We start from the raw sequence: 21202 nt of genomic DNA, 5'->3' as shown, positions 1-21202 counted from the left end.
TGCCCGTATTTTTATTTTCTACTCCGATACTGCTCCGATCAATTCCCGGATATCGGAAATCTCATATTCTGCCATATAGCTTCGGATTCCTTCTAAGATTTCCATGGTTGCCCGCGGATTCTGGAAATTCGCTGTTCCCACAGCCACGGCAGTTGCTCCTGCAAGCATCATTTCAATCGCATCCTCTGCCGTATGCACACCGCCCATTCCGATGATCGGAAGGTTGACTGCCTGTGCCACCTGATAGACCATGCGTACTGCGATCGGATGAACCGCCGGACCTGACATGCCTCCGGTCTTATTTGCCAGTGCAAATTTCCGGTTGCGAATGTTGATCTTCATTCCTGTTAATGTATTGATCAGGGACAACACATCTGCACCGCCGGCTTCTGCCACTTTTGCCATCTCTGTGATGTCCGTCACATTCGGGCTGAGCTTCATGATCACCGGCTGTTTTGCATGCTTTTTGATCTCTTTTGTAATTGCTTCTACCGCCTTTGGGTCCTGACCAAAAGCAATCCCGCCTTCTTTGACATTCGGGCAGGAGATGTTGATCTCTAACATATCCACCGGCTGATCGGATAACCGTTCTACTACTTCGCAGTAGTCCTCTGTGGTTCTTCCGCATACATTGACGATGATCTTTGTATCAAACTGTGTTAAAAACGGGATATCTCTTTCCACAAAAAGATCAATGCCCGGATTCTGCAATCCGATGGCGTTGAGCATTCCGCCATAGACTTCCGCTACCCGTGGAGTTGGATTTCCTTCCCACGGAACGTTTGCAACGCCTTTCGTCACTACTGCTCCTAACCGGTTCAGATCCACAAATTCTGAATATTCCTCACCGGAGCCAAAGGTGCCTGAGGCTGTCATGATCGGATTATTTAAGGTAACTCCTGCTAAATCTACTTTCAGATTCATTACAACTCCACCTCCTCAGCTAAAAATACCGGACCTTCTTTACAGATACGTTTGTTATGCACATTCGTATGGCTGTCCTTATGTCTGGACTTGCATACGCAGGCAAGGCATGCTCCGATTCCGCATGCCATCCGTTCTTCCATCGAAATCCAACATTCGATCCCTGCTTCTTTTGCATATTCCTTCACTGCTTTTAACATCGGAGTCGGTCCACAGGCATAGATGATATCTGCCTTTAACTCATTGACACGGATCGCATCTAAAACGGTTCCTTTTGTTCCCATACTTCCATCTTCGGTTGCGAGATAGATTTCTCCTGCTTTTTCAAATTCCTCTGTTAAAAAAAGCTCATCCCGATATCCCAATACGATCTGTTTTTCACATTCGAGTTCTTTGGCTAATTCTAACATTGGCGGAATTCCGATCCCTCCTCCTATCAGGATTGCTTTCTTGGATTTTTTCGGAAAACCGTTTCCTAACGGTCCTAAGATATCTAAGATCATTCCGGCTCTCATACCCGAAAACTCTTCTGTTCCCTTGCCCGCAACACGGTAAACAATCCTCAATGCTCCATCTTTTTTGTCTATTTCACAAATACTGATCGGTCTTGGCAGCATTCTGCTTCCGTCCTTACAATAAACAGAAATAAACTGTCCTGCTTTTGCATTTTTTGCAATCTCATCCGTCTTTAACCACATGCTGAATACTCCGTCTGCGATCTCCTCCTGACGGATCACGATTGCTTCTTCCCTGCTCTTTTCTGACATGTCCTTCTCCTTACTTTGCTCTCTCCAAAGCTGTACTGATGTCTTCCACCATATCGATCACGGCTGCTCTGGATGCTTCCGCGAAATGCTCGGCTCCGAATTTTGCATATTTTTCCTGCTTATATGCTGCAATGATACCTCTGGAAGAATTTACAATGGCTCCTAAACCATCCTCGTTAAAGAAGTGTACCAGATCTGCTCCTTTTCCTCCCTGTGCTCCATAGCCCGGTACTAAAATATAGCTCTTTGGCATTACTTTTCTTAAGACTTTTCCCATTTCCGGATAAGTTGCCCCCACAACTGCTCCGATGTAACTATAGGAATCTCCCATGTGGTCTGCACCCCACTCGGCAACTTTTTCCCCTACCCACTCATAGAGTGGTCTGCCGTCGATGATGCGGTCCTGGAATTCCCCACTGGATGGGTTTGATGTCTTAACAAGGATGAACAATCCCTTTTTTTCTTCCTTACATATATCTACAAACGGTTTGATCCCATCTGTTCCCAGATATGGGTTGACCGTTGCAAAATCTTCATTAAATGCCTGACAGATGGTATTTCCTACCTGTACTTTTCCCAGATGTCCGACTGCATAGGCTGCAGAGGTAGAACCGATATCTCCTCTCTTGACATCTCCGATTACGACCAGACCTTTTTCGTGACAGTAATCTACGGTTTTTTGGAATGCTTTCAGTCCTTCTACACCAAACTGCTCATACATGGCAATCTGTGGCTTTACTGCCGGGATCAGGTCATAGGTCGCATCTACGATCTCTTTATTGAACTGCCAGATCGCATCTGCTGCTCCTTCTAAGGTCTCTCCGTATTCTGCAAATGATTTCTTCTGTATATGTTCCGGCACATAGTTTAACATCGGATCTAATCCTACAACGATTGGTGCATTGGTTTTTTGAATGTTACTGATAAGTTTGTTGATCATGCTTTTTCTCCTGTCATTTCTTTTTCATATATCATCTTACCGCCACAAATGGTATACTCTACCTCACCGGTTACGGTACGTCCATCAAATGGTGTATTTCTTCCTTTGGATGCAAAATTATTTTTATCGATCTGATATGTTTTTTTCGGATTAAAGATTACAATATCCGCATCTTTTCCAACTTCTAAGCTGCCTCTGTCACTTCCAATGACTTTTGCCGGATTGTAACTCATCTTTTCCGCCATCTGCATTGGTGTCAGATATCCCTTTAATACCAGCTCACTATAAGTCAGCGCCGCAACGGTTTCGATGCCCACGATTCCAAACGGTGCTTTTTGCATACTCTGATTTTTATCCTGTTTTGTATGCGGAGCATGGTCTGTTGCAATGACATCCATGATATCTTCTTTTAATCCCTGTCTTAATGCCTCCACGTCCGCTTTTGTCCGAAGTGGCGGGTTCATTTTATAATTGGTATCATACGGTACCATATCCTCGGTAGACAATGTAAAATGGTGTGGGCAGACCTCTGCCGTCACAGGAAGTCCATCTGCCTTTGCCTGTTTTACCATGGTAACGCTGTCCTTTGTGGAACAGTGACAAAGATGCAGTCTTGCACCTGTCTCTTTTGCTAAAATAATATCTCTCGCAATAATCACGTCCTCTACGGAATTGGTAATCCCTGCAAGTCCCTGTTTTTGGGTAATCTCATCTGCGTTTACCACTCCGCCCTGAACTAAATGAATATCTTCGCAGTGTGCTAACACAGGAATCTTACACTCTGCTGCAATCTTCATTGCTTCTCTATATAAATCGGTACGCATGACCGATTTGCCGTCTTCACTGATCGCCGGGCTGCCTGCCTGAACCATGCCTTTGATATCCGCAAGTTTCTCTCCCTGCTGCCCTTTTGTGACTGCTCCAACCTGTAAGACTCTGGTCAGTCCCTCACTCTCTGCTTTTTTATGCACATATGACACCACGTCCGCATTATCTACGACCGGCTTTGTGTTTGGCATTGCTAAGATCGTCGTATAACCGCCCTTTGCCGCTGCCCGCACTCCGCTTGCAATCGTTTCTTTTTCTTCGTATCCCGGATCTCTTAAATGCACATGCAGATCAATAAATCCCGGCATGACATAACTGCCTGCCGCATCTATGACACGCTCTGCTTTACATTTTAATTTTTTCCCTCTTTTTGTAATCTTTCCATCTTCAATGAAGATGTCTATTTCCTCGTCTGTTTCCGTTGCAGGGTCTAAGACATGCCCATTTTTAATAAGAAGTGTCATTTCCTCTCCTCACTTTGCTTTACTAGTCTGTATGCTCACCGAACGTGCAAGCACGTTCTTCTCGCTTGCACTCATTGTATCATGTGACAGGATGTATCGCAACCGTGATTGTGGATTTCGCCGGTGCGAATTTTCTTTTAAAATCCACTCGAATGTTCTAAAACACATAGAAAAACAGCACCTCTCTATTTTTAGAAATGTACTGTTCTTCTGAAGATTCTGATCAAATCCTTTTATATCTTTCTCTTTTATTTCTTCGTTCCCTATCCTTACTCCATATCCTTTAATGCACGTCCCATCGGGATTCTCCGTATGCGCTTCATCTGGATCATATGTACGACCAGATAGCATACAATGCCGATCGCAATCATCGCAGGATAGACCCAAGGAGCAACATAGTAGGTCAGCCAGCCGTTAAATTGCTGCATCATCACATAGTAAATTGCCATCATTGTAAAGTGGCAGATTGGAATGACGAGTAGCAATGATATCACTAATACGACTCCTGTCGCACGGTTATAGAGACTGCCTGCCTCTTTGTCACTGTAGCCTAAGATCTTGATCATGGAAATGGACTGTTCATTTTTCTCCACGATCATTTTTGCTAACAGATAGATGACTAAAACATAGAGGAATACGGAAAATGCGCACATCAGCCACATCATGTCGCCCATGGAATCCTCTAACTGGTCCGCAATGACGGTCAGGTCATCCTGTGTGATAATGGATGCAACCATGCTGCTGTCAATATCCTTTATTTTTTTATCTGTAAAATATCCGTTAAAATAATCCTCATCATAATCGAAGATACGGTTAAAATTCTCCATACTCATAAATACCGACAAGGTCGCCGGATAATCATATGTACCACTGACGGTAAAGGTGTAGGAATCATCCTCATATTTCTTTTCTAAGGTTACTTTTCCTCCCTCTTTCAGACCATATTTTTCTAAAAATCCATCGGAAAGAAGCACTTTATTTTTTCCGGAAGGGATCTTGGCATCCTTCAAATAGGTAGAATCCTCTTCCACACCATAGACCGTGATCTCTTCGCCCCGCTCTGTCTGTAAGGACATCACTGCATATTTTTCCGCACCCTTTGTCTCTGTCTGAACAGGTGCCTTTAAAATGTACTGATACTTTGCAATTTCTGAATGGATGACTTCTGTTTTAAAGTTCTGTAACAGTGGTGACATCATCATGCCAAAGAACAGCAGGAAACTTGCAAAAAATACACCTAAAAACAGGGGCAGGTATGCTGAAATATTCTGGAATACGATACGCAGCCGGAAACGTGTAAAAAATTTAAACTCCGGCAGATGTATCACGCCTTTCTTTTTCTTTTTCCGCAGCTCGTGACGTAAAAACTGCAACGGTGGCAGATGCATCATGGAAACTAAGATCAACAGCACGATCGCAAATACGATCAGGCATGGAACTACGGTCGTCAGCCAGAAGGCTTCCGTATTCCAGATCGTCTCGTAAGTCGGAAGTGAATAGCTGTGATAATAAATATCTACGACCACATCTTTCATACAGGTATATCCTAAAATGTTTCCGATAACTGCTGAGATCAGCGTAACCCGGATCGGCAGGGTCAGATAATGCCGGATCAGTTCACCCCGTGTGTAGCCGAGTGCCCGCAGGGTTCCTATGGTTGATGCTTCTTTTTCTATCGTACTGCGTGTCGTTACGGCAAAGACAAATGCCAGAACGACCATCACGATATAGAGCAGGGTAATGATCATGACCAAATCGCCGCCCATGTCCTCACCGGTAAAGGTGATCGCCTGATTATCACTTGCCTTGACAAAATCGGTCAGTAAGCCGGTCTCCTTTAAAATGTCTTTGACATCGTCTGACTTATCCGATGCTTTCTGCTCCGAATATCCGCGGTAATTCCAGCGGTATGCATAGCAATAATGCAGTTCATCATCAGAAAACCTCTCAAAGCCCTTTTTCGTTACCATGGCAACGGTAAACTTGTTAGCATCAAACATCATATCCGTATTGTTTTTAAACAACGCACTGTAGTTAGAAAATGCTGCCACTCCGCTGACCGTAAACTTTTTCCCGTCAACATCAAACTTGTCTCCGATAGCGATCCCATTATTTTCCGCATAAAGCCTGTCTATGATGATCTCATCTTTATTCTCTGGGAATTTTCCATCCATGACGCAGATTTTATTGACATCGTCATTTTGGGTATAAATACGCACGGAATGTTCGTTTTTACGCTCTACATCTTTATAAAAGATTTCACTCAGTTTCAGATGTTCTTTTTTTAATTTACTCTTTAATTCCTTATCTGCTTTGACTGCAAGTGTAAAATGTCCGTCTTCTATTTTATATTTTTCAAAACTCTCATCATATGCCTTGGTCATACTGCTGTCAGCAACCTGAAATCCCGATACAAATCCAATCGTCAGTGTCAGGAACAAAAACAGTACCAGATATTTTCCGGCATCCTGCTTTAACTCCCGCAGATATCTTTTATGTAATGGATTTTTCATACAGCTCCCTCCTTACCAGTCTAAATCTACGGCAGGAATCTTCTGCTCATTCTTATCATTGTGGCGGATCTGTCCGTCATGCAGCTTTATGACCTGATCTGCCATATGGCGGATCGCATCATTATGTGTGACTAAGATGACGGTATTTCCAAATTTCTGATTTACGGTCTCAATGAGTTTTAAAATCTCTTTCGAGGTCTTATAGTCCAAAGCTCCGGTTGGCTCATCACAGAGCAGTATGTCCGGATTTTTGATGATCGCCCTTCCGATGGCTGTTCTCTGCTGCTGTCCTCCGGAAAGCTGGTTTGGGATTTTGTCCTTATGCTCCCAGAGTCCGAGTGTTTTTAACATATCATCCAACGGCAGTGGATCATTGCTTAAGTACGCACCCGTTTCAATATTTTCTTTTACCGTCAGATTCGGAATCAGATTGTAGGACTGGAACACATATCCTAAGTGCTTTCTTCTGTACAGGGAAAGCTGCTTGTCATTCATGTTCTCTACGGTCTCGCCATCAATGATGATGCTGCCCTCATCGGCTGTTTCAATTCCTCCTATAATATTCAATAAGGTGGATTTTCCCTATCCTGTCAAGTTATATCCAAAAAAAATTGTCGATTTTTGCAATTAAAAGAAACCATTCTTATCGCTTCTTCTGTACTGGAAAAGGATTTTTCCTTTCCAACTCCTGTCCCTGCATTTCCATCTTTTTTATAAAGATGTGCTGCTGGCTGTCAGTTTCATATTGAATTGCCACACCAAGACCTTTTTTCATAAATGCAGCAACTCCCATATCTACAAAAGCCTCCTGCCCTTCTTTCTCCTGAAAACTGATTTTAGGGAAAGCCCCGGATAATTTTTCCCTAATATACAGTTCCATTTTTTCCAAACTCTCAAATGGCATAGCCTGTACTCTTTGTAATAGCTCCTGCAAACGTTCCTCTCTCATAATACATCTGCAATGATCAACACCAAATACCATAGCAAGGCTGTGTCCGCAATCCCAAGATACATGAATCTGTCCGGCATCATCTACAAACTGTACGGTTCCTAAATCACCGGGACTCAGTTTTACATACGGATCAGCTTCCATATCTTCCAACTCTACCCGACACCCCGGTGGGTACATATTTCTTAACACAATTCTTTCCGCATTACTTATCACTGTTTTCTTCCTTTCTCCAATCCGGCTACCGTCCCAAAGACTTATCTGGGACATTTCCCTCCAACAAATACTCTCTTTCTTTATTCCATTCCAGCACCTTTTCCATAGCAGCTTCCAACTGGTCTTCTGTCGTTTCTCTTGTATAGGTTCTATATTCCTGAAAATAGTCTTCCAAAGTGTTCTGCTGTATCTCCAGTTCCTCTTTATCATAACAATCCGGCTCTTCCAGCTCCTTCAACTCCTGCAAGATTTCCCAGCATTCCAAAACACTGTCTATCTCCCGCATTTCAAGCAGATAAGATAAAAATGTTTCCTCTGGCATAATACTGAAATAGCACCGGTCAAACCATTGCTCAATATACATGCGTTCATCAGAACCATTGGTATGTGTACCACAAATCAAATCTGCAACAAAGTTTTCAAATAGTTCACCGATTGATAGCCCAACTTTTCCAGACTTCCTACAGAGCTCTTCTACCTCATCTTGATACAACCTGATAGAAATAGTCCGCTTCAGGCTTTTTTCATAGGGTTCTATATCTTCCCCTGTCTCGCAGAAATGCAGATATGTATCCGTATAAATGTTTTCCATATCGCAAAATCTCCGGCTCATTGCCACATAATCTTTACTTTCCCGGTCCCATTCCAGCCGGTAATGATGTTCCCTTGCATGTTCCTCTAAATCTTTCCGTATGATATTTCTGGTTGCTTCCGGCAACTCCGCAATAAAAATGCTTGTATCTGGAACTGCTAATACTCTTTCTTTTACCACATTTGTCCTCCTTACTTGTAACTATTTCTTGCACGCGGCAAATTCCCCAGTACGTCCATATAGAGGATAATTCCCTGCGAGTCCAGATGTACGGTAATAAATTTCTGTATTTCCTGTAACAGATCATGATCAGAAAACCCAGCCTGGCAGCCAATAAAATTCCTGATTTTTTCTACAATATCCCGTTTACGGAACTCTTGTAACACCAGAATCGGAATCGTGTGCTGACCTCCCATAGCATTATATGCTAGCTTTTTTCATAGTCTTTCCGTAAAATATGTTTCAAGATACATGGCTCTTCTCCCCTTCCTTCTTTTCTAAATTTTCTTCTAAATAAAAGAAGAGGAAGGCACCGCAGCGTTTTCCTCTTCTTTTATTAGTCTTTTCTGACTGTATAATCGTATTATAAATTACTTAGCATTACCGGCTGAAAATTTTTAATATCTAACCTTTTTGCAAAATATTCCATATTATCTAAATCACTTTCTGAGAAATATGAAATATACCATTTACACGAATGTAATACTCTCTTTCTAATCTCAACAAAATAATCCATATCTACAGAAGATAACGAATGACCTAATATAAATATTTCATTTATATTTATAAGAGAGTCAAAAAAATTTTGATTCATTTGTATAATACCAAACGTATCTTTATATGTCTTTTGAAAATAGGCTTTAATGATTTCTTTTGTTTCAGTTATTCTAAAATCTTCATCATCATCTTGTATATATATTCCATGTTCTTCCGCTGCATTAAATGGAGAAACAGCTCCGTACTGAAAAGTAGAAATATCATGATGTCCCACTACAAGTTTCTTACTGCTCAGGGCTTTTCCATGAATGTATAAAATATTCTCAGCAGGTACTTTATATGCTCTTTCTAATGTATCCGTATAATTAAAATTTAGAATCTTACACGTATTATTTATTATACGCTTTGATACCAAAGGTAAAACGTTTGTATCTATTTGCTCAATCCATTTCTTAAAATAATATGGAATATAAGATGCAAATGCCAAATCCTGCTCAACCATAAATTGAAAGTCATGATTAGCACTGTCTTTCCAATTTTCGTCACCATAATCAAGATAATATGAAGCATTTTCTTCTTGCACTTGATATTTATCTAATTCGCCTAAAGCCATTTCAAATTGAAACCACAATTCTTCTTCTGGTATATATTTACATATAGCTTCATAAAATTCACGAGCATATATTCTCAAATACTCCTTAAAATCATAATACGAAGTGGGCAAATTGTGTGCCCGATCAAAACCATTTCCTATAATAACCAATCTGTCCAATTTCTTTTCTCTCCTAGTAAATATGTTCCAAAAATGTTTGCACTGCTACACAAGCAGCTGTTAGACTTCCGATAAAAGCTGTTAAAGATACTATTAACGAAGAAGCCATTTCTAGCAGATGTACAATTCTGGAAACATTTTGATTTGTACTATTAGGAAACAGTAATCTCCTTACCTTCTGTATTAAAAAATAAAATGTTTTAATGAACGAGATAAGTATATAACACAAATAGGAACACACGATTATGCCCCCTATGCAAAATCCTATATCTCCCAAGTGAGATCCTTTTTTCCAATTAACAAGAATATAATGTATCTCCCAAGAAAATATAATTAAAACAGAAAATGCAGTAATGGCATGGATGCTTACTGTAACTATCTTTTTCTCTTTAGTTTCTCTCGATAAAGCAGGAAAACTAATAAACCAAAATGCAATACATGTTGCTCCTATTGATAAACGTGTTTCATTTGCTCCACCACTATATAAGGCTGGATATGCACCAATCGTTAACATTAAACATCCCATTAACAACAAACCCATATTAAGACTAAGTGCTATTTTCCTTTTATTTTCACGTATCAATGTACCCATTTTAAACATCTCCATTCGTATTCTATTTCTAAGTTAAATTATTAACCTATCATATTTTCTTTGGTTTTTATATTACTTTTAATGCTTATTTTTCTTTATATTTTATTGTACCACTTTTTCAATAATCTTCCTATATCTTATTTTCATAATGATGTCGAGAACCGCCAATACTCTTTCTTTTACCACATTTGTCCTCCCTGTTTGTAAACATTCCTTGCCGCCGGCTGGTTTCCCAATACGTCCATATAGAGGATAATTCCCTGCGGGTCCAGATGTACGGTCATAAATTTCTGTATTTCCTGTAACAGAGCATGATCGGAAAATCCAGCCTGACAACCAATAAAATCCCTGATTTTTTCTACAATGTCCGGTTTACGGAACTCCTGTAACACCAAAATCGGAATTGTGTACTGCCCTCCCATAGCATCATAGGGCAACGATTTCCGTAATTCTTCTAAGAGATGCCGGTAATAATCAACTACCACCTGGTCTGTTTTCCACGCTTTTTCCTCACAATCCCGGAGTAAAAAATCATACTCTTTTTTTGCCTGTTCCATTTCTTTCAGGATTTCTACTGCCTCCACAGAGCAATACCCTTTCTCTTCTATCAGCTCCATCAGTTCTTCCATAGAATATGTTTCAAGATACATGGCTCCTCCCCCATCTTCTTTGCCTAATTTTCTCCTAATACAAAGAAGAGGAAGACACCGCAGCGTTTTCCTCCTCTTTTATGAAATCTTTTTCTCTACCGGAATCCAGGACAATAAGCTCTCCCGGTTCTTTCTTATTCTACTGCTTCCAGAAATTCGTCCCTGTATTTCCATACAATTTCAATATGTTCCGGATCATAAAAATTTATGACTTCAATCAGCTCATGCAGAACTTCATAAGACAGCTCTTCCAATCCCTTATATTTTACAAAAAGTTGCAGTCCCTCTGATTTCTCCTTTTGTTTTTCCTCCTCCCCCTTTAAAATTTTTGCTTCTATCTCCTGTATCTTTTGCTGATAAGCTGCTATTTTCTCCATATAGGTTTGTTTTCGTGCCAGGTAATCCTTCAAAGAAATCTGTTCTTCTACATATTGTTCATATAGTTCCATTTTCTCCTGTTTGCAAAGTGCCAGCTTCTTTTCATATTGCTTTTTCCGATACCGGAGTTTCGGAATATTCAAAGTCTGATTGGCTTTCTTTAACTGCTTTATGGTATCCTCTGCAAGGGCTGCCTGCTGTCTTATCATAATTAGCACCAGTTCTTCCAACTCTTTCTGCTTATATTTCTTTGGATAACAGGAAGCATTGGGGGCTGTCGTAACACTTTTACAATAAATCGGCTTTTCTTTGTATTCTGTCCGTATCCGCATTTTCCGACCACAATGCCCGCAGCGGATCAGGCCTGCAAAAATATTCTCAGAAGACGGTGTAGACCCATGATATTTTCTGTCCTTCTGTACCATGTCCTGGACCTTCTGAAGCTCCTGCTCCGTTACAATCGCTTCGTGTCCTCCTTTTACGCAAATCCAATCCTCTCTTGAAATATATCGGTACTCTCTTTTTGACGGAACCCTGGTTTCTGTTTTCCCTCTTACCGTCAGTCCTGCATAAACCGGATTAAACAAAATCAGCTTTACTAAATTTCCGTCCCAGAATTTCACAGATTTCTTTGCTTCCGGCGCCCAGCCTTTCCTTTGAAGATATACGGTAGGTGTTTCAACTTCTTTTTTATTCAGGTCCCTGGCAATGTCTGCATAGGTCTTTCCTTCCAACCTTTGGTCGAAAATCCCCCTTACAACGGAAGCTGCCTCCGTATCCAGATGAAGTTTTGTATGAACACCGTCATGGAAGCAATATCCGTATGTTGGGATTGAACCATGATATTGTCCCATTTCAGCCTGTTTCCTCATAACTTTTTTGATATTGTCGGAACAAATCTGGGGATAAATCCCATTGATTAGGTTCTTAAATTTAATCTCCGTATCCTTTCTTTCGGAAGGTTTCTGGCTGCTGTCATAAAAATCATTGATTGAAATGAAACGCACCCCAAGGAACGGAAATATTTTTTCGATATAGTTTTGTGTTTCTATGGTATCCCTTCCCAGGCGGCTCAAATCTTTGACAATGATACAGATCCGTTTTCTCCTGGTAATCAGCCCCATCATGCGCTTAAATTCCGGGCGGTCAAAGGTTGTACCGCTGTAACCATCATCTACAAAGAAGAAAACCTTTGCCCCTGCAAATTCCGGCTGTTTTTCTACAAAATGCTGGATCAAAAGCCTTTGATTTTTAATGCTGTTGCTTTCCTCCATTTTTTCTTTATCATCTCTGGAAAGACGCAGATAAGCAAAAATAAAATCATACTGCATACGGAAGACCTCCTTCCATATTGACCAGTTCTTTTTCCAGCTCCTTTTCAAATAAATCCCCAAACCAGAACACGATTTCCACATAGTCTTTGGAATATACCGTAATCTTTTCAATAAAGCGGTCAGCAATCCCTTTCTCTATCTTCTGGAATCTTTGGTACTTTAGAAGTTCCTCTGTCCAGTCCATTCTTGCCTTCACCTGATCTAACAGGTTCTGTCCACGAAGCTGTACCTGCTTCATATTCTGCTTGGCTGCTTGCTGTTCTTCCTGATAGATTGATTTAATCTCCTGATATTCCTTGCAGTCCAACAGTCCGGTAGCATAATGCTCAAACAAGATTTCCAGTTTTCTTCCATATTTCTCATACTTCTGTCTGGCATTTTTTATTTTTTCTGCTACCTCCTGCTCCAGCTTTTGATAAAACTCTGCACCATAGGTCTTCTTACTTTCCACAGCAAGCTGGATCTGGTAGCGGAGTGCTGCCTTGACTGCCTGATTGATGTAGATTTCATTCACCGTGCGGAAACATTCCGTATGATCTGTAAGGGAAAAAGAAGGGCATTTATAAACCATATATTTATGTTTCTCATTGCCTCCGCTCCTGCACCTTCCAAGGCGTTTTCCGCAATGTCCACAGAAAATTCTTCCCTTAAAAGAACCATCTGCCCCCTGTTTTTCTTTTGGGTTTGCAGCCCAGTTATCTAACGTATCTTTCCAGCGTTCCTTTGCAATTTCCTGTGCTTTTTCATAAATCGCCCGTTCCACAACTGCTTCCCAGGCATTTTCACACACTTCCCACTGCTCTTTTGGTATCATCTGAAGAGGAATATTCTGTGCAAGCATCTGTTTTGTTTTCCCATAAACAGCAGCACCAATGTAAACGGGGTTCTGTAAAATCTTCCTGATACCGTCTGATCTCCATAACCGCCTTTTTTCCGGCTCCTTTCCCTGTTTCCTTTTCTGATAGCTGTCCTCCGGTCCTAATACCTTTCTGCCATTCAGTTCCCTTGCTATATCATAGCTTGACATTTCTTCAAACACATACCAGTAAAAAATCTGCAGGATTATTTCTGCCTCCTCTGGTTCCGGCACCAGCTTCTTGCTGTTTTCCTCTGCCCTTTGGTATCCATAAGGAGGTCTGGAACCCCAGAACTCTCCCCGCTCCCTGGACAGCCGGTGTGCCTGTACCAGTTTCTCTGAAACTTCCCTGGCATAATAATCATTCATAAAGTGCTTCAAAATATTGGTGGTCCGGTCTTCTACACAAGCCGGGTTCGCACTGTCATATTCGTCCATAACGGAAACAAACCGGATATTTAAAGTTGGGAAAATTACATCAATCAAATCTACAGCATCTAAGGCGTCCCTTCCAAACCGGGCAAAATCCTTTACAATGATGCAGTCAACCTTTTTATTTGCCACATCTTCCATCAACTCTTCAAATGCGTTCCTTTGGAACGTTGTACCTGTCACACCATTATCCGCATAGACTTTTACCACCAGCATTTCCGGGTGTTTCTTTGCGTAGTCTTCACAGATCTGTTTTTGGATATAAATGGAATCCCTTCTGCCATGCCCTCCGTCCTTTTCGGAAAGCCTTACATAAATATAGGTTCTCAGATACTTCATTTCCGGCTTGCTGCTTTGTCTTTTCTGTCCTCTTTTGCTTACCTTAGGCACTTGCTTCCGCCCCCTTTCCTTTCAGGAAGGCTTCCACATGCTGATCCGGCTTTGCTCTATTTACCGTTTCCAGCAGTCCCAATACCTTTTCAAATTCATCTTCAAACCAAAAATGAATGATAATGCGCTTCTGCTCATATACCTCAATCCGTTTGACCAGGTTTACCAGCATTAAGCGGTCCACTTCCGTCCGGTCCCGGTATTCCAGAAAATATTCCAGCCACTCCTGCTGTTTTTCAAGGGTTTCCTGCAAGTTTCGGATTTCCCTTTGCTGGCACTCCATTGCCTGCCGGATTTCCTCTAAAGACTGGTCATACTTTGCTTTGAAGGTTTCAAATTCTGTCCGGTCCAGGATTTCTTCTGCAAAACTGTCATACAGTTTTACTTTAATGTTTAAAATCCTCTGGCTCTCCTTTTCCAGCATCTCCAGTTTTTTGTCTTCTTCCAAAAGCCGCTGTCTTGGGATTGAGGCAGTTTTTACATACGCCAGTATCTCTTTCAGCTCCACCAGAACAGAAATATAATGCAGGATTGCCTCTGTCACAGCTCCTACCAGTTTTTTCTCACTGATACTATGGGAACTGCACTGCTTTTCATAAAGGGAAGTCGAACATACATAATAGTGGTGGACTTTATCTGGGCTTTTCAGTACCATGCTTTCTTTACAGTCCCCACATTTTACCAGGCCTGAAAGAAGCGCTAGCCCCTTTGCACCTCTCATGGTATCCATTTTCATCAGGTTGCCCACCACTTCATATTGGTGTCTATTGATAACCGGCTCAAAAGCATTTTCATACCGTATCCACTCAGCTTCCTCTTTGTGGATCACAACCTTTACTTTATGGTTTGGCGTTGTGGTTTTTCCCTGTATCAGCACTCCGGTGTAGCGTTCATCAAGAAGGATACGACGCACCATAGTTGGCATCCAGACCGGTTTTTCCGTCAGACGGAACCCTGTCTTTAATTTCTGTTTTAAATATACCTGCTTATACCGAAGAGGCGTCAAGATCCCACGCCGGTTTAATTCTTCGGATATATCCGTCAGGCTGTAGCCCTGCATTTTCATGTGGTAAATATCCCGTACAACAGAAGCTGCCACTTCGTCCATGACCAGCTTATGTTTATCCTCTTCGGATTTCAGATAACCATAAAAAGCAAAAGGCGCTACACACTGCCCGGCTGTCATTTTGACATACAAATGGGAACGCACACTTTTGGAAGTATCCGCAGGGTAAAGGTCATTGATTAAACTTTTAAATCTCAGGGTAAGGAAATCACGATTTGGCGTGAGGCTGTCATAATTGTCATTGACAAGGATCAGGCGCACACCCATTTTCGGCAGGATACGTTCCACATACTGTAAAACACCGGAAAAGTCCCTTCCATAACGGGAAAGGTCTTTGACAATAATACAGTCTGCTTCCCCCTCTTCCAGCATACGCAGCATTTCCTGAAAACCGGGGCGGTTAAAGTTTGTGCCGGTATATCCATCATCTACACATTCTTTTACCACCTGAATTTCAGGGTGGCTCTTTAAAAAGCTATGGATTAGTATCCTCTGGTTTGATATGCTGTCGCTTTCCCTGTTATCACCATCTTCGTCAGAAAGGCGCAGGTAAACAACCGCACGATAGATTTTTTTAAGTATTTGATTTTTCATTGTATTCGCTCCTATCATTTAGATTCGTCAGCCGATTCCCTAAATGATAGAGGCTACTGGGTCCTTGCCATCATCCTACCATAGTCCAGAAGGTTTGTCCACCCTGTAATCTGCCAACAATCCGCTTTCTTCCCTATCCCTGTCGTGGCTTTACCATTTCATCTGCACAAGGCTTTGCATGGCTTCCTCTATGGTACGGTTGGTAGAAGCAAACCCAATCTTTATGGTGATCCCCTTATATTTCAGAAAATAAGGGTTCTTTCCGGACTCCAGGATTTCCCGGACCTTCTCCGGTTTGCTCTTTTTTACATCAATCTTCAGTTTCTCTACATCTTGTATCTCTTTCGGGTCAATGTCCTCAAACGTCATTTCCCGCATCTTCAGCAGTTCTTCCCGCGAGAGCATTATATCCCTTCCCTGGTACAGCAACTGCACAGATACGCATCTAAGTCCTGCTCAAATTGTTCCTGTTTCTCCCAGGTGTGCATTAAATACTGTTTCAGTCTGGCATAATCTAAAATCCCATAACCGATACAGTCTATCTGCACCTGAAAAGACTGGAGCAGTTCCATAGTCTGTAAAATTTCTTCCGGACAATAGGATAACCTGCTAAGCCCGGATACCACAATCACATCAATCATGCCTTTTCCTGCAAGCACTGCCAGCCTCTGCCAGTTTTCTTTTTCTATGGAATTACCACACCCTACACCTTCCAGTAAAGTAACCACATGGTATGTCTGCTGTTCACAGTAATGCAGGCTTTTTTCTTTTTCATAATACAAAAGCCCGGCACATGGAATGGGAATATCCAGATACACTGCCGCCCGCTGGGGACTGTTCCTATTTTCTATCTCTTTTTTTCCTTTGCAGATCCATGCAGGGAATAACATTCCTCCCTGAAAGATCTCTTTATCTTCTGAAAACAGTTTTTGTAACATCTCTCTATTCATTGCTCTGCCTCCTCTTTCTTTGGCTCCTGTTTTCATTCCAGGGCTATAAAGAAACCGGCGTTTCCCCATAGCCCTAAAATGAACCCATTTTACACACCATACTGGCAGGGCTTTCCCTGCCAGCATGTTTTTTATTTTCTCACCCCGGTGTGAACGGGAGCATGTAGGACCGGCCCGGCTGGCCGCCTGACACCCTGCAGCACCCTTTCCCGCTGCAGCATGTCCCAGACGCTACCCTGGTTGCAGTGTTTTATGCAAAGGTATCATTATCATTCGGCTTTCAGACTGCCTGCCACCCACAGCCTATGTCCGGGCGCTGCTCACACTTTCCCTTCATCTTCTACGATTCCTTGTTTGATCCGCTTCTTTTCTGCCTTACCTGCTGCCACTGCGGACAAGTGTATCTTCGCACAGCTCATGACCCTGCATCATACAAAATAGAATGTGCCGAAATGTTTTGTGTCCTTTAAGATATTTCTATAGATTAGCGTCAGAAATGACACGTTTGTTTTAAAAAAATATCACCATACTGATATTCAGTTTTCAAGGTTCTTCCCGGCTGAAAACATCAGCCTGCCAAAAGACACCATAACCCTGATGTGTTTTGGCAGACTGTTTTCGGTCTGCATTTCTCTTTATTTTTTTAACCGGATAATCATATCTGCCCAAAATTCCGTACATGCCTGCCGCATCAACTCCAAAAGCCGGTCTTCGGTAATTCCCGTAATCACGTTCTCTTCTTTCTTTTCCGGTTTTGGTTCCGGTACTTCCAGTGCTTCCTCCCGTATCTTCATTGTGAGCATGGATAAGGAAGGGGAATTGGCACAGTTGATAAAACCGATATAATGGTTCACCACATCATAATCACCTCTGCAGCTTCGGACAATATCAAACGCATGGCGGATTGCCCGTTCTACCCGCTGCCCTGTCGTGCCATGTTGCTGGGCCACCTTAAAATACAGATATGTCGTTTTAATCTTGCTGTCTTCTTCCAGAAGCAAAACACTGTCTACAATATAGCCAAATCCTTTTACATTGGCAGGCATTCCCATTTTAAATAATACTGCTTCCACCTTTTCTCTTGATAACATTTCCCTTTTCCTCCCTATCTGTATTCTCACTTCCTGCTGTCTTGCTGATATTTCTTTAGCCCTTTCTTAATTCCCTCTATGGAATAGATCAAAAGGTTAGTTTCTCTTTCATCACAATCCTGTACCAGATACCAGATTTTTTCCTTCAACATCATATCTTTTTTCGCTGTACCCATGTGTATAAAGTGTTCTTTTATGGGAATATCCATAGCTTCCAACAGCCGGATATAAGTTTTCATTCCCATAAGTCTGGCATGTGTTTCAATCTTCGCCAGATGTGATACGGAAATATCTGCTTTCTCTGCAAGCTGCTCCTGAGTCAGTCCCCTGGATTCCCGCAAGGCTTTTATGGCATCTGCTACAATATAAAGTTCATTCTGCATTCTTTTATCTCCTCGTTGATTACAGGCTCTATTATAATTACAAATCCTTTCCCTGGTAATGGACTATGGAGGCAAGATTTCCCAGTTTCATTACCATTTCTTTCCTTTTTTGGTTTTAGAGATTTATTATATCTGAACGAGTTGAAAACGATTTTTGCACCATTTACGAAAAAGCACTGCATTATCTCTTCAATTAGGCATAAAAAAGGAGAGAACGTCACATATCGACTCCTCTCCAATAGCTTCTATTCATCTAAGATATTTGCCAATACATAGGCTTACTTGTTTTTTCTTTCCAGGAACCTCCGTATCTCTTCCACACTATCTAATATGGGAATGAACGGGGCAGACGGGCTGCATACTGGATCTTGACTGGACAGTTCCAGTGCATTAATAAATGCTTCTGCCTTTTTGGGGTCTTCAATCACAAGCTCTGTAAGGATACTTGATGTAGCCATATAGAAAGCACCTCTTTTCTCTCATATCTTAAAAAATTCTTTCGTAAGAAGATCCTGCAGTATTTTCTATACGCCAAGACCTGTACTCTCCATTTTTATTTATGTAGTAAAGTTTGATCCAGCATGTTTTTAATTTCATCTGGAAGACCGTCTACCGTTGCATTTTCATCTAAAAACAGTAAATTTGTATATTTTTTCGCATCATTCGGCGCTGAAAAAATATGAGTTACTGTATATGCTGTTCTACTTTTAGAAAAGCAATCTTCATCTCGCAGCGATTCTACTACAAAGCAATCGCCCTTTTGCTGCCCCTTATCATCATACTCTTTATTTAAGCATAGAGTAAAATTAAGATCTGTTGTGCCAAACTTATAAGTTCTCGTGTCTGTGACAATCTCTTCCAGCATAAATCCTTCTGAGCCAGCCAGCATTGCAATCTGTCCGATATGCTTAATCTTACGCTTACACAATGAAAAAGGGTGCTGCGGTGTAAAAAATATCTGCGAAGCCTGAAGCATTTTTTTTGCTGCATAACTATAAAACTTTTTTGCTGAAAGGTTCGTGGCCACACCTGTCAAGTGCCTAAAATTGGCAGCTTTATAAAGCACCTCAATATATCTGCCTTCAAATACATATAGAAATCTTTTACCTACTAAATGCTTCCTATACAGATCAGCAGCTACTTTAATCTCCTGTACAATTTTCTCTCTATCCTGTTGTTTTCCCATCTATCTTTTCCCAATCATCACTATAGTATAAAAAAACAGCACTGGACAACTTTTTTGTTATCCAGTGCCCATAATCTTAAAAAGCGGTTTTATGCTGGCTGTCAGCCGCGACATCCTTCCGAATGTCTAAAATGTCGCCGGTATCATTGAGTCCCCGGCGCGGACTCACCGTATCTCCCTGGTGTGGGCGTAATACCCTTCCGAGTATCAAATAGTCCCAGTAATTACCCTGCCCGGGCACAGTACAGCTTTTACGTGCCGCTACACGAAACCTTTTGGCTTAATTATATTATATGCGATACCCTAAGAAATATCAATAGTTTCCACAAAAAATTGATTGGTTGTATCTTATTATAACCCGTTACTTACCGTTTCAATAAACGCTCCCTAGAAGCTGTATCCAATACTATTTTATGAAAATCCAGCATTGCGTGCTCTTGCATCAGTTTCTCACCAAGTTTCACAAGAGGATTGGTTTCCCATTCCGAATCAATTCCTGTTTGATGATAGTATCTTGCATAAGCAAATCCCTCAGCTACCGCATCTGAATTTTCAAATATTCCCACTATTGCATCTGTAAACTGTACAATGATTGAGCTCCCAAAAATCCCCTGCAATTCTTCCGCATTCGCATCATCATATTTCTCTACATCAAAAGACAAAGAGAAATCATACGTATTCTCTTTTCCGTCTTCTGTTTCATAAGAAATTGTTCCAAAAATATCTCCCTTGCCAGACGGAAGTTCGATTGACTCTGAAAGCTCTAATTCATATTCAATGTTATTGAACACTGTCGTTGCTTCAAACATTTGTGATATACAGGTACCTTCTTTTTCATAAATATCTTTCTGTAAAAAGGAAATAGGATTATACTCCATATTTTCCCATATCTGTTTTCCCTCCACTGTCCGTTTACACAAGGAATCTAAAAGCAACATCATTGTTTCCTGATCTATTTCTTCATATACGTTCATAGTCAGCCTCCTTTTTCTTTGGATAGTCCACAAAAGCTCTGTAAGAGTTTATCTCAATTTCTAGTTACAACGTGATATTTAGTCAAATGACGTATGTACGCGCTTTCTTATAGTTGCCAATATTATATGGCGTATCTCCCAAAAATTCAATCAGAATATAAAAACTTTTACTCACACTATCCTGCCTTTACATCTTTTTTAGTCTATACCCTACATTGATCAATGTTTCTATAATATCATGCCCCATCTTTTTTCGTATCTTCCATACTACGTGTTCCACTGTTTTGTACGGAATCTGATCATCATAATAATTACTCTCCCAGACCGAACAATAGATATTCTTCTTTGGAATAACCCAATTTGGCCTTTGGGCTAAAAGATACAGAACTTCAAATTCCCTGGGCGTTAAATCTATTTCCTTTCCTTCGTAAATAACCTGATAGGACATTGGATTTAACTGCAGTTTTCCATCGCCCAAAACTACATTCTCTTTATATTCTGGAAAAACATACTTCATCTGTATGCCTCCTCTTGATTTATAAATTTCTAACTGTTCCCATTCCAGAAAGAAATACCGAACGAAATATCCAACATCCGGCACTTTTTTAGTTATTTTTACTTTTTACATAATTTCTATCTCTGCC

22 protein-coding genes and 1 pseudogene are annotated in these 21202 nt (G+C 41.1%); all 23 read right to left on the bottom strand.

Annotated elements, in window-relative coordinates; genetic code table 11:
• Positions 1 to 18: 18 nt before the first annotated feature.
• A complete protein-coding gene (locus WMO43_RS03405) occupies positions 19 to 924 on the bottom strand; it encodes a dihydroorotate dehydrogenase (protein ID WP_353529938.1) in 906 nt (301 codons plus the stop codon).
• A complete protein-coding gene (locus tag WMO43_RS03400; RefSeq protein WP_353529937.1) occupies positions 924 to 1691 on the bottom strand; it encodes a dihydroorotate dehydrogenase electron transfer subunit in 768 nt (255 codons plus the stop codon). The genes WMO43_RS03405 and WMO43_RS03400 overlap by 1 nt, the downstream gene beginning before the upstream one ends.
• 10 nt (positions 1692 to 1701) lie before the next feature.
• Positions 1702 to 2631: an orotidine-5'-phosphate decarboxylase gene (gene pyrF, locus WMO43_RS03395; protein WP_353529936.1), complete on the bottom strand. Its 930-nt coding sequence runs from the start codon at positions 2629 to 2631 to the stop codon at positions 1702 to 1704.
• Complete coding sequence (locus WMO43_RS03390; protein ID WP_353529933.1) at positions 2628 to 3923, bottom strand: dihydroorotase; 1296 nt, start codon at positions 3921 to 3923, stop codon at positions 2628 to 2630. Before WMO43_RS03390 ends, pyrF begins: the two co-directional genes overlap by 4 nt.
• A 269-nt stretch (positions 3924 to 4192) precedes the next feature.
• Entirely contained in the window at positions 4193 to 6436 is a 2244-nt protein-coding gene (locus WMO43_RS03385) for an ABC transporter permease (protein WP_353529930.1), read from the bottom strand.
• A gap of 12 nt (positions 6437 to 6448) precedes the next feature.
• Positions 6449 to 7018: pseudogene (locus WMO43_RS03380) on the bottom strand (ABC transporter ATP-binding protein); the annotation flags it as partial.
• A 61-nt stretch (positions 7019 to 7079) separates the two neighbouring features.
• Positions 7080 to 7601: a DUF4314 domain-containing protein gene (locus WMO43_RS14185; RefSeq protein ID WP_420315148.1), complete on the bottom strand. Its 522-nt coding sequence runs from the start codon at positions 7599 to 7601 to the stop codon at positions 7080 to 7082.
• Positions 7602 to 7626: 25 nt separating this feature from the next.
• A complete protein-coding gene (locus WMO43_RS03370; RefSeq protein ID WP_195956084.1) occupies positions 7627 to 8373 on the bottom strand; it encodes a hypothetical protein in 747 nt (248 codons plus the stop codon).
• Positions 8374 to 8384: 11 nt separating this feature from the next.
• The gene (locus WMO43_RS03365) at positions 8385 to 8609 is read right to left on the bottom strand and encodes a hypothetical protein (protein WP_021651974.1); all 225 of its coding nucleotides are present in this window, start codon (positions 8607 to 8609) and stop codon (positions 8385 to 8387) included.
• Positions 8610 to 8776: 167 nt separating this feature from the next.
• Positions 8777 to 9682, bottom strand: coding sequence for a bacteriophage abortive infection AbiH family protein (locus WMO43_RS03360; RefSeq protein WP_021651973.1), 906 nt, complete (start codon positions 9680 to 9682; stop codon positions 8777 to 8779).
• Positions 9683 to 9695: 13 nt separating this feature from the next.
• Entirely contained in the window at positions 9696 to 10274 is a 579-nt protein-coding gene (locus WMO43_RS03355) for a hypothetical protein (RefSeq protein WP_044961781.1), read from the bottom strand.
• 179 nt (positions 10275 to 10453) lie between these two features.
• Complete coding sequence (locus WMO43_RS03350; protein ID WP_044961779.1) at positions 10454 to 10924, bottom strand: hypothetical protein; 471 nt, start codon at positions 10922 to 10924, stop codon at positions 10454 to 10456.
• Positions 10925 to 11058: 134 nt separating this feature from the next.
• Entirely contained in the window at positions 11059 to 12633 is a 1575-nt protein-coding gene (locus tag WMO43_RS03345) for a recombinase family protein (RefSeq protein ID WP_021651970.1), read from the bottom strand.
• On the bottom strand, positions 12623 to 14314 hold the full coding sequence (locus WMO43_RS03340; RefSeq protein ID WP_195956085.1) for a recombinase family protein: 1692 nt from the start codon (positions 14312 to 14314) through the stop codon (positions 12623 to 12625). The genes WMO43_RS03345 and WMO43_RS03340 overlap by 11 nt, the downstream gene beginning before the upstream one ends.
• Positions 14307 to 15974, bottom strand: coding sequence for a recombinase family protein (locus tag WMO43_RS03335; protein ID WP_173724837.1), 1668 nt, complete (start codon positions 15972 to 15974; stop codon positions 14307 to 14309). The genes WMO43_RS03340 and WMO43_RS03335 overlap by 8 nt, the downstream gene beginning before the upstream one ends.
• A gap of 150 nt (positions 15975 to 16124) precedes the next feature.
• Positions 16125 to 16379: a DUF6870 family protein gene (locus WMO43_RS03330; RefSeq protein ID WP_072448128.1), complete on the bottom strand. Its 255-nt coding sequence runs from the start codon at positions 16377 to 16379 to the stop codon at positions 16125 to 16127.
• Positions 16379 to 16924 carry a recombinase family protein gene (locus WMO43_RS03325; protein WP_158555572.1) on the bottom strand — a complete coding sequence of 182 codons (546 nt, stop codon included), beginning with the start codon at positions 16922 to 16924 and terminating at the stop codon, positions 16379 to 16381. The genes WMO43_RS03330 and WMO43_RS03325 overlap by 1 nt, the downstream gene beginning before the upstream one ends.
• 635 nt (positions 16925 to 17559) lie before the next feature.
• On the bottom strand, positions 17560 to 18015 hold the full coding sequence (locus WMO43_RS03320) for a sporulation initiation factor Spo0A C-terminal domain-containing protein (RefSeq protein WP_117689893.1): 456 nt from the start codon (positions 18013 to 18015) through the stop codon (positions 17560 to 17562).
• A 26-nt stretch (positions 18016 to 18041) separates the two neighbouring features.
• Positions 18042 to 18398: a helix-turn-helix domain-containing protein gene (locus tag WMO43_RS03315; RefSeq protein ID WP_118340130.1), complete on the bottom strand. Its 357-nt coding sequence runs from the start codon at positions 18396 to 18398 to the stop codon at positions 18042 to 18044.
• A gap of 278 nt (positions 18399 to 18676) precedes the next feature.
• Positions 18677 to 18856, bottom strand: a complete 180-nt coding sequence (locus WMO43_RS03310; protein WP_118340128.1) for a hypothetical protein — start codon at positions 18854 to 18856, stop codon at positions 18677 to 18679.
• Between the two features lie 95 nt (positions 18857 to 18951).
• Positions 18952 to 19584, bottom strand: coding sequence for a PBECR4 domain-containing protein (locus tag WMO43_RS03305; protein WP_026648508.1), 633 nt, complete (start codon positions 19582 to 19584; stop codon positions 18952 to 18954).
• Between the two features lie 365 nt (positions 19585 to 19949).
• Positions 19950 to 20558 (bottom strand): hypothetical protein, encoded by a 609-nt coding sequence (locus WMO43_RS03300; RefSeq protein ID WP_055056047.1) that lies wholly within the window; start codon positions 20556 to 20558, stop codon positions 19950 to 19952.
• A gap of 187 nt (positions 20559 to 20745) precedes the next feature.
• The gene (locus WMO43_RS03295; RefSeq protein WP_055056048.1) at positions 20746 to 21075 is read right to left on the bottom strand and encodes a winged helix-turn-helix domain-containing protein; all 330 of its coding nucleotides are present in this window, start codon (positions 21073 to 21075) and stop codon (positions 20746 to 20748) included.
• Positions 21076 to 21202 lie beyond the last annotated feature (127 nt).

This window comes from Maccoyibacter intestinihominis (assembly GCF_040096355.1).
Taxonomy (GTDB): domain Bacteria; phylum Bacillota; class Clostridia; order Lachnospirales; family Lachnospiraceae; genus Maccoyibacter; species Maccoyibacter intestinihominis.
This window is presented reverse-complemented; position numbering and strand designations above follow the sequence as displayed.

Coding starts and splice junctions, on each gene's coding strand:
- WMO43_RS03405 (WP_353529938.1), bottom strand. CDS start 924: ATGAATCTGAAAGTAGATTTAGCAGGAGTTACCTTAAATAATCCGATC.
- WMO43_RS03400 (WP_353529937.1), bottom strand. CDS start 1,691: ATGTCAGAAAAGAGCAGGGAAGAAGCAATCGTGATCCGTCAGGAGGAG.
- pyrF (WP_353529936.1), bottom strand. CDS start 2,631: ATGATCAACAAACTTATCAGTAACATTCAAAAAACCAATGCACCAATC.
- WMO43_RS03390 (WP_353529933.1), bottom strand. CDS start 3,923: ATGACACTTCTTATTAAAAATGGGCATGTCTTAGACCCTGCAACGGAA.
- WMO43_RS03385 (WP_353529930.1), bottom strand. CDS start 6,436: ATGAAAAATCCATTACATAAAAGATATCTGCGGGAGTTAAAGCAGGAT.
- WMO43_RS03365 (WP_021651974.1), bottom strand. CDS start 8,609: ATGGGAGGTCAGCACACGATTCCGATTCTGGTGTTACAAGAGTTCCGT.
- WMO43_RS03355 (WP_044961781.1), bottom strand. CDS start 10,274: ATGGGTACATTGATACGTGAAAATAAAAGGAAAATAGCACTTAGTCTT.
- WMO43_RS03350 (WP_044961779.1), bottom strand. CDS start 10,924: ATGTATCTTGAAACATATTCTATGGAAGAACTGATGGAGCTGATAGAA.
- WMO43_RS03345 (WP_021651970.1), bottom strand. CDS start 12,633: ATGCAGTATGATTTTATTTTTGCTTATCTGCGTCTTTCCAGAGATGAT.
- WMO43_RS03335 (WP_173724837.1), bottom strand. CDS start 15,974: ATGAAAAATCAAATACTTAAAAAAATCTATCGTGCGGTTGTTTACCTG.
- WMO43_RS03330 (WP_072448128.1), bottom strand. CDS start 16,379: ATGCTCTCGCGGGAAGAACTGCTGAAGATGCGGGAAATGACGTTTGAG.
- WMO43_RS03325 (WP_158555572.1), bottom strand. CDS start 16,924: ATGAATAGAGAGATGTTACAAAAACTGTTTTCAGAAGATAAAGAGATC.
- WMO43_RS03320 (WP_117689893.1), bottom strand. CDS start 18,015: ATGTTATCAAGAGAAAAGGTGGAAGCAGTATTATTTAAAATGGGAATG.
- WMO43_RS03315 (WP_118340130.1), bottom strand. CDS start 18,398: ATGCAGAATGAACTTTATATTGTAGCAGATGCCATAAAAGCCTTGCGG.
- WMO43_RS03310 (WP_118340128.1), bottom strand. CDS start 18,856: ATGGCTACATCAAGTATCCTTACAGAGCTTGTGATTGAAGACCCCAAA.
- WMO43_RS03305 (WP_026648508.1), bottom strand. CDS start 19,584: ATGGGAAAACAACAGGATAGAGAGAAAATTGTACAGGAGATTAAAGTA.
- WMO43_RS03300 (WP_055056047.1), bottom strand. CDS start 20,558: ATGAACGTATATGAAGAAATAGATCAGGAAACAATGATGTTGCTTTTA.
- WMO43_RS03295 (WP_055056048.1), bottom strand. CDS start 21,075: ATGAAGTATGTTTTTCCAGAATATAAAGAGAATGTAGTTTTGGGCGAT.